Here is a 13,641-nt window from a genome sequence, read left to right as displayed (position 1 = left end):
ATATCCTTTTGAAGAAGTCTGGACTAAAAACCGACCTTCTCCAAATACAATCCCTCTGCATCAGCCATACGGCCTGTTTGAATTCTTTCTTTTGATTCAAGAATGCCAGGTATTGCAGCAGCATCCATGTCTCCCAATCCAACCTCAATTAATGTCCCGACGATTTTTCTAACCATATTATAAAGGAAGCCGTTTCCATTTATTTTAATTTCGATAAAGCCGTCATGTTCATGGATCTCAAGTGAGTAAATTTCACGTACCATAGACTTTTTCTTCGACTTTGCGTTGGAATAGGAAGTAAAATCATGCTCTCCAAGGAAATACTGAGAGGCATTTCTCATTTTATCGATATCAAGCTTGCTTTCTACATGCATACTGTACTTCCGCATAAAGGGATGCGTATAATGCTCGTTCCAAATCTTATATAAATACGTTTTATCCTTTGCATTGTAGCGGGAATGAAAACGGTCGTGCACCATCGTTACATCAATCACGCTGATATCATGAGGAAGATACCTGTTTAAATACTGCATAACCTCGTGTTCAGTGGCGTGTTTACGCATCCTGAAATTCGCGATTTGAGCAAGCGCATGTACCCCGGCATCTGTTCTGCCGGAACCAATTATTTCAATCTTTTCTCCGGCCAGCTCTGTTAACACATTTTCAATTTTACCCTGAATTGTATTGTCACTATTTCCGAGCCGCTGCCAGCCCTTATATCGGCCACCGTCATACTGAATCGTTAATTTATAATTGTTCATAAAATCTCCCTGTTCTTTACTTATCTATTTTAACCACTCTTGCTACAGGATGCCCACACTCGGCACACTTACCTTCTAGGACAACCCCAGCAGGATCACCGTTTATGATAAAATCTTTTATCGTCACCGCATCCAGACATTGAGCGCAGAATACCTTTCCGATCAGCATTTTTCTCGTTTGTTCCGGTATTGATAGCCACTTTCTATTTGCTTCCATGGTGTCCTCCAGGGAAATTTATTTATTTGCAAGCCAGATTACGCACTCGACATGACCTGCCAATGTTCATCCTGAATTAGAGGCACCTATATTACCTATTATTCACATTAAACAAAATGTGACTTTGTGTGCATCTAACATTGTTTCAAATATAATACCCACTGTAAATAGCCTTTCATATAAAATTTTTCAGATAGAAATGTAATCACTCCTGACGAATAAGCTAGAGAATCGCTTAATCAATCAAGATTTCTATGTCAGTATGATTGGTTATGTGATCATCTAATTGCGTGAAATCAACTATTTATTCAATTGCCGATTTGGAATCCAAGGTTAGATCCCCTCAAATTAAAAAGAACCAATCAGCCTATATCTCTGATTGGTCCCTTTCTGATATCTGATCGCGTACTTTTCAGCATGTCATATATCTACCGCTCATTCTTTACACTAGTTTTTATAAGAAGATGCTAACAATAATGGCTGTAATAAAGCTTGCCAGGGTTCCTGCCACAATGGCTTTGAAGCTTAATTTGGATACAGTTTTTTGCTGGCTGGGTTCTAGGGAACCTAATCCAACAATTAATTGTCCAATAGATGACAGGTTGGCGAAATTACAAAGTGCAACGGTTAAAATGGCCACTGTCTTTGGTGAAAGGTCATTCATGATTGAAGACAGCTCGTTAAAGGCGACAAACTCGTTAACAGAAAGCTTGGTGCCTATAATTGAGGCTGCCTTAAATGCTTCATCCACTGGAATACCAATCAGCAGTGCAAAAGGATAAAAGATATAGCCAAAAATAGTGGAAAGCTCTGTATTGATTAGACCAAGCAAACCGTTAATCAACGCAAGGATTCCAATAAAAGCAATCAGCAGCCCTCCAATATTAATGGCCAGCCTTGTTCCGTTTAGTGCACCATCTGAAATGGCTTCAAATACGTTGGTATGGGTGGTCTTGCCTAGCGAGATATCTCCATTTGTCTGTGATTCCTCTGTTTCAGGCTCCATTATTTTAGCGATGACAAGAGAAACAATCGGCACGCTGAAAACGGAAAGAAGCAATAGCTTCATATCAATACCCATTAAGGAATACCCTATCAATATTGCCCCGCTTGCCGATGCGGTTCCTCCAACCATCACAGCAAAAACCTCTGAGCGGGTCAGCTTGCTTAAATAAGGCTTGATCAATAGCGGAGCTTCCACCAGGCCCAAAAAGGAGTTGCCGATCGCATTGAACGATTCCACCTTTGTTGTACCTAAAATTTTGCCGAGCCCAATTCCAATATATTTTACAAAGAGTGGAATGAGGCGTAAATAATAGAGAGCAGAAATGAGCGCAGAAATAAAAATGATCGCGCCTAAGACATTAATGGCAAAAACGAAAGTGATATTCGTCCCTTCCTCAAAAAAGCCTCCGAAAACGAACATGATTCCTTCTGTGCTATAATCGATCACACTCTGAACACCGAGCGCGGCCTTATTCAAAATGGTTTGTCCAAAGGGAACCTTCAAAACAAACAAAACAAGCAAAAATTCAAGACCAATTCCTATCATGACCGTGCGCCAATTAATCGCAGAACGCTTGCTGCTCCACAACCATGCCAAAAACAGGACTCCCATCAATGAAAAAACGCCATAAATAATACTCAAAGCAAGATACCTCCAAGTGATATGTTCACCTCAATGATTACTTATACATCCACTTCGTCGTATGATGTCTGACCACTTACAAAAAAGAAAAAAGCGTATGTGACCTTCTCTCAATATAAAGAAAGCCCCATACACTTTTACATGCATAGAATGACTTTCCTTATAGTCCGGCAATTTAAGGTTGCCAGGTAGAGACTTATGGTCCATATCACCATAGATATATAAGGAATTCATATGAAGTTTATTTTGAGACTTTAACATGAGGAATAACTTTTGCACAATATGAAACCATAAAGTTTATATATTGTGAAAGTTCACACGATCAATATACTAGACATCTACTGGTTCTGTAATAGCAAGTAAATTAACAGATAAGTCCATTTCTAACTCAAAATGATGCTTAGCGATGTTACTTTTATCAAATAGAGCGGATGTCGAATTAACTTTATATGTTCGTTTTTCCAATGGAAAAAGACAACACCCAAAGAGGTTAGTTGCCTTTTTTGACCTTCACTAAGAATTCACTGCTTAGCTCTTTTTAGAGAAATGGAACTTGGTAATTTTTCTTTGAAGCTCATTCATGGGTTACACTTTTAAAACGAGTTGCGCCACGCACTCCACGTGACTCGTCTGCGGAAACATATCAACAGGCTGCACTTCCTTCGTCTCATACCCGCCGTCTTCCAGAATTCTCAGGTCTCGGGCAAGGGTTGCGGGGTTACAGGAGACGTAGACAACCCGCTTTGGCTGCATGGCAAGAATCGTATCGAGCAGTGCCTGGTCGCAGCCCTTACGAGGTGGATCTACAACAATAACGTCTGCTTTGTTGCCTTCATCGTGCCACGCCGGAATCACTTCCTCCGCCAGCCCCGCTTTGAATGAGGTATTCGTAAATCCGTTCAGTTCAGCATTGGCTTTTGCATCCTCAATGGCCTGTTCAACAATCTCTACGCCAAAAACATGCTTCGCTTTTTGTGCGAGAAAGAGTGAGATCGTCCCGATTCCACAATAAGCATCAATGACAGATTCATCACCATTGAGCTGGGCATATTCAAGTGCTTTTTTATACAGAACCTCTGTTTGAATAGGATTGATCTGATAAAAGCTGCGTGCGGAAATGGCAAACCGGACATCTCCGATTGAATCGTAAATAACGTCTCTTCCCCAAAGCGTTCTGTTTTTGTTTCCTAAAATGACGTTTGTTTTCTGATCGTTGATATTGTGCACAACTGAGGTGAGTCCCTCGATTTGATCGCGCAGTACTTCCACCAGTTCATCAGCATGTGGCAGATTTTTCGTTCTCGTAACAAGGACCACCATCACTTCACCGGACGTGCGGCCATAACGGATCACGACATGTCTGAGAATGCCTTTATGACGAGCCTCATCGTATGGCGTGATACCGAATTTCTCCGCCTCTTTTTTCACCAGATTCATCACCTGATCGCTGACTTGCTCCTGAATGATACATTCATTTACATCAATAATGTCGTGACTTCTCTGTGCGTAAAAGCCGGCGATTACACGGCCATTTTCAATCCCGACAGGAACCTGACTTTTATTGCGGTAGCGCCACGGATCTTCCATTCCGAGCGTTGGATGAACAGTTACATTCTTCAGTTTGCCAATCCGCTCAAGCACATCTTCAACCTGCTTTTGCTTCGCTTTCAGCTGACCTTCATAGCTTAGATGCTGAAGCTGACAGCCTCCACATTTATAGTAAACAGGACATGGCGGCTCAACACGATCTTCACTCGGTTCGAGGTTTTCCATCAGCCGGCCAAATCCGAAATTTTTGGTTGTTTTGACGACCTTTGTTTTCACTTTCTCACCAGGTAAAGCAAGCGGGATAAAGAGTGGATACCCATCCACTTTTCCGACACCGTGCCCTTCATGTGTTAAATCTTCTATTGTTACAATATATTCTTCATTTTTTTGAACAGGTAAAGCCTGTTTTTTCGTCATGATTCATCGTCCTTTATGTTAGAATCGCTGCCCATTATTGTAGCATACTTTACGGATATAAGGGATTTAGTTTCAATCTGTCGGAAATAGGGAATAACATATTTACCATTTTCACCTTGATTTTTTACTGCATGGACTGTAGAATGGAGAAACTATTCTTTTAATTCAAATAATTCTAACAAAAGGAGGAAGCAGAATGGGACAATCACCTATCGTAACAAGAAAGGTACTTGCTTACATTACACGCGAACGGAACGGACAGACGGAACTGCTGGTCTTTTCTCAACAGGATCCATCAGCTGGCCTCCAGGTGCCAGGCGGAGGCGTTGAGGATGACGAACTGCTGATTGATGCACTGTATCGCGAGGTTGAAGAAGAAAGCGGACTGAAGCGTGATGAGCTTCAGCTGCAGGGTAAGCTGCATAAGCAGATGTACTATTCAGAAGACCGCTCCAAATACTACGAGCGTAACTTCTTTCATCTATCCCTCACCCGTCCGGCAGATGATGAGTGGGACTACGTTGTAGACGGTGACGGCGAGGATGGCGGTATGAAATTCCACTTCGAATGGCGCCCTCTCCACGAAGCCTCTAAGCTCGCAGCGGATATGGACAATGCGGTTGAGTGGATTTATCAGTAAAACAAACCCCCGTCTGATTTGATCAGGCGGGGGTTTAATTTTTTCTGCCAGGAAGTGCGTGAATGGATCAGGTCCGCATCTTATGTCGTTAGCTACATCACTTCTGTCGCTAAAGGTTCCCTTTATGTCGATAGATTGATTCAGCCTACTTAAATGGTTGATCCGGCTCAATTTTCTGTTGAAAGACCTTTCATTTATGTCGGTGGCAGCTCTTAATTTGTTAAGATCGTCACCTAATCTGTTGATAGCTAAAATTCCATCAATCACCTTACTAAACGTACAAAAACCCGGCCATTACGCCGGGTTTTCCTGGTCTTCCTCATCAATAATACTGTTCTTCAGCACCACATTTTTATCTTCATCCACGCGATCCTCTTTACGAAGCTGATCAAGCGGTGCAAAGACGTTTATGTGGCGGTAAAGGTTTTGGAATTCAGCCGGCAGCAGCCCGCCAAACTCCCCGTCGAGATTCAGCTGAACCATTTCAGGTGACATGACCTTGATATGGTTGGCCTTAATGTACTCCAGGTGCGGATCGTTCAGATGCTCTCCGCGAAGCGCAAGTGAAATGATCCGGATCGTTTCTGCGAGATTTGTTTTCTTTAAAAACATCAGTGTAAAAAGCCCATCGTTAATGGAGGAATCCGGCGCAAGCTTCTCAAAGCCGCCAACCGAGTTTGTCAGACCGATTAAAAACAGCATGACTTCCCCTTCAAATACTTTCCCGTCGTATTCAATACGCACATGTGTCGGCTTGAAGGATGGCAGCATTTCAATCCCTTTCAGGTAATAAGCCAGCTGTCCCAAAACGGTTTTCAACTTACTTGGCACCTCATAGGTGAGCTCTGTCATCCGGCCACCGCCGGCAATGTTAATGAAATACTTTTCATTCATACGGCCAATATCAACCGGAATCGTTTCACCCTTTATGATGATATCAAGCGCTTTTTCAATATCGCGTGGAATATGAAGAGCGCGTGCGAAATCGTTGGTCGTTCCCATTGGAATCAGACCGATCTTTGGACGGTTTGGCTTTTCTGCAACGCCATTGATCACTTCATTCAGCGTTCCGTCACCACCGGCCGCAATGACCAGATCATAGCCGCGCTCCACCGCAATGGCGGCAGCGTCCGTCGCGTCACCTGCACCGGTTGTTGCGTGGCAGGACGTCTCATATCCAGCCTGTTCAAGTTTCATTAAAACCTCCGGCAGATGCTTTCTGAAAAGCTCTCTGCCCGAAGTCGGATTATAAATTATTCGTGCTCGTTTCATGGTATTCAGCCTGCCTTTTTCATAATCGATCAGTTACAAGCGTTTTTTTCATCTGATCAGGTGTAAGCATACTTATAAAATTATAGTCTCTTTTATCAATATGTAAACAAAAAAGAATAAGCCAGCTGACTGACTTATCCTTATCATACCGTTAAATGACGTTTTTTACCACAATTAGCTTAATTTCTGTTTAAGCTCTGCATACACTTCTTTCCAAAAATCCTCGCGCTCTGTATAAGCTGCCGTCAATTGTTTAATCATCAGGCTTTGTCCGTCCTTAAATGCCGGATCTTCCTTAGCAGGTAGGTTGAATCTTGCCTCATCGACAAATGATTGAACGTTTTCAGCACGCGGTCCCCATTTTGCAACTTCTTCTCCATTTTCATCTATAAAGATAAAAATCGGAATCGCACGCGATGTACCGTTTGTTAAATATTGATCCATCAGCTCAAGGTTGCTGTCACGGAGTAAGAAGCGGACCTCCATTTCAGACTGTTCAGCAAGCTTCAGCAAAACAGGATTGTTCATCATCGCATCACCGCACCAGTCTTCTGTCAGAACAATGGCTTTGAGATTTTTCTCTTTTAACTGATCAAAAAACACCTGATCTTCCGGCAGCTTAAATTCATCGTACACTTTTTGCATATTGTCTTTGTGGGATTCCATCTGGTCGATGTATTGCTCAGAAGTCAGCCCTTTTTCGAACCATTCGTTTAATGTTGTCATGTTGATCACCTCATTTTTAAGAATCGCATATTTTGAATGGGAGGTCGAATGATTGGTTTGATGGATGTGGGTTTGAGAAATAGTGACTTTTTAAAACCGGGTGGGAGCGATCCTCCGCTTTCCGCGGCCGGGCGGTGAACCCGCTGTGCTCCGCACAGACGGTTTCACCTGTCCCTCCTCTGCCGCAGGAGTCTACGGATCGCTCCCACCCTAATTCCATTTATACTCTTAAATAGTTTAAATAGTTTAAATAGATCAATACGGCCTGGAAGCGTCCTTTCCATGGCCGCTCGGTAAGCCCTCTAAACATTCCGAGAGTTGCTAAATAATCTTAGAGAGTTGTGTAATGACCTCAAGAAGTGGTCTAATAACTGCAAAAGTTGACTAATAATCCATAAAAGTTGCTTAATAAACAATAATCCAATCCCTCCATCCCCATTTCACCTTCAAAAAAACGACCTGGAGCCCACTCTCCAGGTCGTTTTGAAGTATTCACATTTAGCTTAGGAATTAGCGCTTTTTGATTTCCTGCATCAGGATCTTGTTGACCATTGGCGGGTTGGCCTGGCCTTTTGATGCTTTCATGATTTGACCCACGAGGAAACCGATGGCGCGGTCTTTACCGTTTTTGAAGTCTTCGATGGACTGAGGGTTGTTGTCGAGCGCTTCTGTGACGAATCCAAGCAGCTGACCCTCATCCGAAATTTGTACAAGGCCTTTTTCTTTGACGATTTTGTTTGGATCGCCGCCGTTTTCGATCAGTTCTTTGAAGACTTTTTTGGCGATTTTAGATGAAATCGTGCCGTCTTCAATCAGTTTGATCATGCCGGCTAAGCCCTGTGGCGTTAAAGCTGTATCGCTAAGCTCTTTTTGCTCGGCGTTCAGGTATGCGGACACTTCACCCATCAGCCAGTTGGATGATAGCTTTGCATCTGCTCCCTGTTGAAGTGTTGCTTCAAAGAAATCGGACATTTCTTTTGTCAGCGTCAGTACCATTGCGTCATACGCAGGGAGTCCAAGCTCTTCCACGTAACGCTTTTTACGTGCGTCTGGAAGCTCAGGGATTGTCTGGCGGACGCTTTCCTTCCACTCTTCATCAATGTAAAGAGAGACAAGGTCCGGTTCCGGGAAGTAACGGTAATCGTCAGATCCTTCTTTCACACGCATCAGTAATGTTTTGCCTGTTGATTCGTCAAAACGGCGTGATTCCTGACGGATTTCTCCGCCTGATAGAAGCACTTCTTCCTGACGTTTTTCTTCAAACTCAAGACCCTTTTTAACAAAGTTAAAGGAGTTCAGGTTTTTAAGCTCTGTTTTCGTACCGAATTCTTCCTGCCCGACTGGACGAAGGGAAATATTCGCGTCACAGCGCAGTGATCCTTCTTCCATTTTACAGTCTGAAACGCCTGTATATTGGATGATGGATTTGATTTTTTCAAGGTAAGCGTAAGCTTCAGCCGGTGTTCTTAAATCCGGCTCTGATACGATCTCAATCAGCGGTGTTCCCTGACGGTTGTAGTCTACAAGAGAATAACCCTTGTCTGTATGTGTCAGTTTACCAGCGTCTTCCTCAAGGTGAAGTCGTGTAATACCGATTTTTTTCGTGTAACCATCTACTTCAATTTCAATCCAGCCGTGTTCACCGATTGGCTGGTCAAATTGAGAAATCTGATAGGCCTTTGGGTTATCCGGATAGAAATAGTTTTTACGGTCAAACTTTGTGTGATCAGCAATCTGGCAGTTCAGCGCCATTGCTGCTTTCATTCCCCAGTCCACTGCGCGTCGGTTGATTACCGGTAGAACGCCCGGGTATCCAAGGTCAATCACATTTGTATTTGTGTTCGGCTCCGCACCAAAATGAGCAGGTGCAGGAGAGAACATTTTAGAATCAGTCTTTAATTCAACGTGAACTTCTAGTCCAATGATGGTTTCAAAGTTTGTCATGGTTTCTCCCTCCTACAGCTCCGGCTTTAATTTATGATGCTCTGTTGCCTGTTCAAAGGCATGTGCCACACGATAAACCGTGCTCTCATCAAAATGCTTTCCGATGATTTGAAGTCCAAGCGGAAGTCCCTCAGAAGAAAGACCAGCCGGAACAGAAATACCCGGTACGCCTGCAAGGTTGACAGGAATCGTCAGGATATCATTCGCATACATCGTCAGCGGATCATTGATTTGCTCGCCGATCTTAAAGGCCGGTGTAGGAGTTGTTGGACCCACTACGACATCATAGTTTTCAAAAATATTTTCGAAGTCCTGCTTAATCAACGTGCGGACTTTCTGTGCTTTTTTATAGTAAGCATCGTAATAGCCTGAGCTTAACGCATACGTTCCAAGCATGATACGGCGTTTTACTTCGTCACCGAAGCCTTCTGCGCGCGTCTTCTTATAAAGATCAATCAGGTTTTCAGCGTTGTCCGCACGGTAGCCGTAACGGATCCCGTCAAAACGGGCAAGGTTTGCGGATGCTTCTGATGAAGACAGCAGGTAATACGTTGCGACACCGTATTTAGAGTGAGGCAGTGATACTTCATCAATCGTCGCACCAAGTCCTTCAAGCACTTTAAGCGCTTCGCGAACATTTTGGCGTACTTCTTCACTGACACCTTCACCGAGATATTCTTTCGGTACCGCTACCTTCAGACCTTTAATATCGCCAGTCAAAGCGCTGCGATAATTTGGCACATCTACATTGGCAGAGGTTGAATCATTTGGATCCAGTCCAGCAATCGCCTCTAAAAGATAAGCATTGTCTTCTACGTTTCGTGTAATCGGACCGATCTGGTCAAGTGATGAGGCAAATGCGATTAGACCGAAACGGGATACACGGCCATATGTCGGCTTTAACCCGACAACGCCGCAGAAAGAAGCAGGCTGACGGATCGAGCCACCTGTATCTGAACCTAATGAAAATGGTACTTCCCCAGCCGCAACTGCTGCAGCGGAACCACCTGAAGATCCACCTGGAACTGCATCCAGGTTCCATGGATTACGCGTTTTAGTAAAATGAGAGTTCTCTGTTGAAGATCCCATCGCAAATTCATCCATATTTAATTTACCGATTGTAATCGCATCAGCTGCGTGAAGCTTATCAGCCACTGTTGCATTATAGATCGGATCAAAGTTTCCAAGAATTTTACTCGCAGCCGTTGTGCGAAGCTCTTTCGTCACGATATTATCCTTCACACCAATGGGCATTCCGAATAATAATCCTTCTGAATCAGAAGAAAGCTTTTTCTGAAGCTCCTCTGCACGCGCCAGGGCACGCTCTTCATCAAGTGTTAGAAAAGCCTGAACCTGACCATCTACATCCGCAATCCGTTTGTACGATTCACGAACAAGATCCGTAACGGTAATCTCTTTCTTATGTAACAGATCCTGAAGATCAGCAAGCTTGTGATCAAATAAAGACATGAGTGGCCCTCCCTATTCCAAAATAGTCGGCACCTTCACCTGGCCATCCTGGTGATCCGGTGCATTCTTTAATACTTTCTCGCGCGGCAGTCCATCGACTGACTTATCTTCACGCATAATATTCTTCATTTCAAGAACATGCGTTGTCGGTTCAACGTGATCTGTATCAAGCTCATTCAGCTGCTCAGCAAATGTAATAATCGCACCAAGCTGGTCAGCAAACTTTGCTGCTTCCTCCTCAGTGATACTTAAGCGCGCCAAATGGGCAACGTGTTTTACTTCATCTGTCGTAATTTTCGTCATTGTGACTCACCTCCGTGTATGTTCGAACACTCACAATACTGTTTATCATACCAAAAAGTGTGACAGAGAGGCAACCGGGGGACGGAGCGGCTGTTCCTTTTCAGAAAAAGGAACAGCCGCTCCGTCCCCCTCAAAAAGAAAAGCACCCGAAAATCATCCCGGGTACTTCACTCAGGCAGCCTGACTTTTTGCCACTTGTTACTATTTTAAATAGAAGAAACAGGATTATTTGAATAATCGTTCCCAAAATGTTGGTGCTGCTCCGTTGTCTGCAGACCTTTTTGGAAGTGTAATGGTTTCTTTGTCCACAGCATCGGGATGTGACAGGATCAGTCCGTATTCAGAGTTGTGTTCTCTATTAGTCACGACCTGATACGATACACCATGCCTGTCAGCGAGCTGAATATATTTCGAGATAAAACGGTAGCTCATATTGCCATTCAAAAACAGCTTCAGTTCTTTATATTTTTTCATCGCTTCTTCAATTTCCGGGTAGACTTCAGATTCTCTAATCTGATTTTGATACAAAGCGTATTCAATCCGTTCACGAATCGAGGTCAGGTACATTCTACGTTCATCCGGCAGCGTCTCTCTGGCACCATAGATTCCTTCCTGAAGATAATCATCTACATTGCGTTTACCTTGCGCCATGCTGTCACCCTTTCCTTTAACCTTTTTCTATTGTATAAAAAATCGCGCTGTTTTGCATGCTTGAAGACCCAGGGGACGGAGCGGGTGTGCCTTTCTGTGAAAAGGACCACCCGCTCCGTCCCCCCTTACAAACCCGTGACAATGATGACAAATCGCTTGCAGAAAACGCCGGAAGCCTAGTAAAATAAAGGTATTATAAATATTCAGAATAGTTTTACTTTTATTTTTTTAAAATCCGCTGTATCCCTTATGTTTTATAGGGTCTGAGGCTATTTTACCAATTCGCATCCAGTTTAGATTGCTTGAATCCTGGTTATTTATTTGTTAGGTTTAGCAACTGTAAGTGTCACGCAACAATTGACACAAAAAATTCATTTTACAAGGAGGAGATTTGGTGGAAGCCGTTGAGATTGGAATTGAAGTCTATATTTCACTCGCGATTTATTTCATCGCCATGCTGGGTATTGGTTATTATGCTTATAAAAAATCAACCGGCGACTTATCAGAGTATATGCTTGGAGGCAGACAACTTGGACCGGGTGTAACCGCACTTTCTGCCGGCGCATCCGACATGAGTGGATGGATGCTGCTTGGTCTACCAGGCTCGATCTATGTATCCGGAATCTCGGGCATGTGGATTGCGGTTGGTTTATCCATTGGAGCATATTTAAACTATGTATTCGTTGCACCTCGTTTAAGAACTTACACAGAAGTAGCAAATGATTCAATCACAATTCCTGATTATTTTGAGAATCGTTTTGTCGATAACACAAAAATTTTGCGCTTCGTTTCCGCAATTGTCATCATTATTTTCTTCACTGTCTACACATCTTCAGGTATGGTTTCAGGTGGAGTACTTTTTGAAAGTGCATTTGGACTTGATTATACAACAGGACTAATTGTAACTGCAGGTGTTGTCCTTGCTTACACTTTATTCGGAGGATTCCTTGCTGTTAGTATTACTGACTTTGTTCAAGGTTGTATTATGTTCGTTGCGCTCATTCTTGTACCGATTGTGGCATTTATGGAGCTTGGCGGGGTCGGCCCGACATTCGATACGATTAATGCAATTGATCCAACACTGACATCTTTCTTCCAGGGTACTACTTTCCTTGGATTTATCGGATTGATGGCCTGGGGTCTTGGTTACTTTGGACAACCTCATATTATCGTACGTTTTATGGCGATCAGAGATGTTAAATCTCTAAAATCTGCACGTCGAATCGGGATGACGTGGATGATCGTTGCAATTATCGGTGCACTATTCACCGGTCTTACAGGTATTGCTTATATCGCAAATACAGGAGCAGAGCTTGCAGATCCAGAAACAATCTTTGTTTTCTATTCTCAGGTATTGTTCCACCCATTAATTTCAGGTTTCTTACTTGCAGCGATTTTAGCAGCGATTATGAGTACAGTATCTTCACAGCTGCTTGTTACATCAAGTGCGCTGACAGAAGACTTCTACAACACGTTCCTGAAGCGCAGTGCATCTGACAAAGAGCTTGTACTCGTCGGACGTATTTCAGTTCTTCTTGTTGCGATCGTTGCGATCTTCCTGTCACTTGACTCTGACAGCACGATCCTTGATATCGTAAGTAACGCATGGGCAGGATTCGGTTCTGCATTTGGACCGGCGATCCTGTTAAGTCTATACTGGAAACGCATGAACCGCTGGGGTGCCCTTGCAGGTATGCTTGTTGGTGCGATTACTGTTATCCTATGGGTATACGTATTCGACCTGAGCGGATTCCTATACGAAATGATTCCAGGATTCTTCCTAAGTTTACTTGCCATCATTGTAGTAAGCTTAACAACTGGAAACTCTCGTCAGCCAGTACGTGACGGATTCGACGAGTTCGAAAAAGTACACGAGATTGAATCAAATAAATAATTTTTATTACTCAACCTGTCCGGCACCAGCCGGGCAGGTTTTTTCATGCTACAGAAAACCATTCAGCCTGAGTCAAAACTCATGATTTTAAGAAAGAAGTGCAATATCTTTCGAAACAAGCTCAACATTCTCCGAATCAGACTCAAAATA

12 protein-coding genes and 1 riboswitch are annotated in these 13,641 nt (G+C 43.3%); of the genes, 2 read left to right on the top strand and 10 right to left on the bottom strand.

Annotated features, from left to right (window positions below):
• Window positions 1-23: 23 nt before the first annotated feature.
• The 4 genes from truA to rlmD all read right to left on the bottom strand — a co-directional run bounded on the left by truA (window position 24) and on the right by rlmD (window position 4,591).
• Window positions 24-761 carry a tRNA pseudouridine(38-40) synthase TruA gene (truA, locus tag H7968_RS14750; protein WP_227396863.1) on the bottom strand — a complete coding sequence of 246 codons (738 nt, stop codon included), beginning with the start codon at window positions 759-761 and terminating at the stop codon, window positions 24-26.
• Window positions 762-777: 16 nt separating this feature from the next.
• Entirely contained in the window at window positions 778-978 is a 201-nt protein-coding gene (locus H7968_RS14745; RefSeq protein WP_227396862.1) for a hypothetical protein, read from the bottom strand.
• 454 nt (window positions 979-1,432) lie between these two features.
• Complete coding sequence (locus H7968_RS14740) at window positions 1,433-2,581, bottom strand: NupC/NupG family nucleoside CNT transporter (protein WP_264476760.1); 1,149 nt, start codon at window positions 2,579-2,581, stop codon at window positions 1,433-1,435.
• 188 nt (window positions 2,582-2,769) lie between these two features.
• Window positions 2,770-2,871, bottom strand: a riboswitch (purine riboswitch).
• A 340-nt stretch (window positions 2,872-3,211) separates the two neighbouring features.
• Window positions 3,212-4,591: a 23S rRNA (uracil(1939)-C(5))-methyltransferase RlmD gene (gene rlmD, locus H7968_RS14735; RefSeq protein WP_227396861.1), complete on the bottom strand. Its 1,380-nt coding sequence runs from the start codon at window positions 4,589-4,591 to the stop codon at window positions 3,212-3,214.
• 196 nt (window positions 4,592-4,787) lie between these two features.
• Here rlmD and H7968_RS14730 point away from each other — a divergent pair, with 196 nt between their 5' ends.
• On the top strand, window positions 4,788-5,231 hold the full coding sequence (locus H7968_RS14730) for an NUDIX hydrolase (protein WP_134372896.1): 444 nt from the start codon (window positions 4,788-4,790) through the stop codon (window positions 5,229-5,231).
• Between the two features lie 294 nt (window positions 5,232-5,525).
• Here the strand turns inward: H7968_RS14730 and H7968_RS14725 are convergent, their stop codons facing one another.
• From H7968_RS14725 to H7968_RS14700, 6 genes are all read right to left on the bottom strand, one after another.
• Window positions 5,526-6,503, bottom strand: a complete 978-nt coding sequence (locus H7968_RS14725) for a diacylglycerol kinase (protein ID WP_227396860.1) — start codon at window positions 6,501-6,503, stop codon at window positions 5,526-5,528.
• Between the two features lie 174 nt (window positions 6,504-6,677).
• On the bottom strand, window positions 6,678-7,229 hold the full coding sequence (locus H7968_RS14720) for a thioredoxin family protein (RefSeq protein WP_227396859.1): 552 nt from the start codon (window positions 7,227-7,229) through the stop codon (window positions 6,678-6,680).
• A 510-nt stretch (window positions 7,230-7,739) separates the two neighbouring features.
• The gene (gene gatB, locus H7968_RS14715) at window positions 7,740-9,173 is read right to left on the bottom strand and encodes an Asp-tRNA(Asn)/Glu-tRNA(Gln) amidotransferase subunit GatB (RefSeq protein WP_227396858.1); all 1,434 of its coding nucleotides are present in this window, start codon (window positions 9,171-9,173) and stop codon (window positions 7,740-7,742) included.
• A 12-nt stretch (window positions 9,174-9,185) separates the two neighbouring features.
• The gene (gatA, locus tag H7968_RS14710) at window positions 9,186-10,643 is read right to left on the bottom strand and encodes an Asp-tRNA(Asn)/Glu-tRNA(Gln) amidotransferase subunit GatA (RefSeq protein ID WP_227396857.1); all 1,458 of its coding nucleotides are present in this window, start codon (window positions 10,641-10,643) and stop codon (window positions 9,186-9,188) included.
• 12 nt (window positions 10,644-10,655) lie between these two features.
• Window positions 10,656-10,946: an Asp-tRNA(Asn)/Glu-tRNA(Gln) amidotransferase subunit GatC gene (gene gatC / locus H7968_RS14705; protein WP_227396856.1), complete on the bottom strand. Its 291-nt coding sequence runs from the start codon at window positions 10,944-10,946 to the stop codon at window positions 10,656-10,658.
• Between the two features lie 225 nt (window positions 10,947-11,171).
• Window positions 11,172-11,597: a YueI family protein gene (locus H7968_RS14700; RefSeq protein WP_227396855.1), complete on the bottom strand. Its 426-nt coding sequence runs from the start codon at window positions 11,595-11,597 to the stop codon at window positions 11,172-11,174.
• 409 nt (window positions 11,598-12,006) lie between these two features.
• Between H7968_RS14700 and putP the strand changes: the two genes are divergently transcribed.
• Window positions 12,007-13,491, top strand: a complete 1,485-nt coding sequence (gene putP / locus H7968_RS14695; protein WP_227396970.1) for a sodium/proline symporter PutP — start codon at window positions 12,007-12,009, stop codon at window positions 13,489-13,491.
• Window positions 13,492-13,641 lie beyond the last annotated feature (150 nt).

Source organism: Jeotgalibacillus aurantiacus (assembly GCF_020595125.1).
GTDB lineage: Bacteria > Bacillota > Bacilli > Bacillales > Jeotgalibacillaceae > Jeotgalibacillus > Jeotgalibacillus aurantiacus.
The sequence above is the reverse complement of the archived record's forward strand: the minus strand, read 5'-3'. Positions and strand labels throughout refer to the sequence as shown.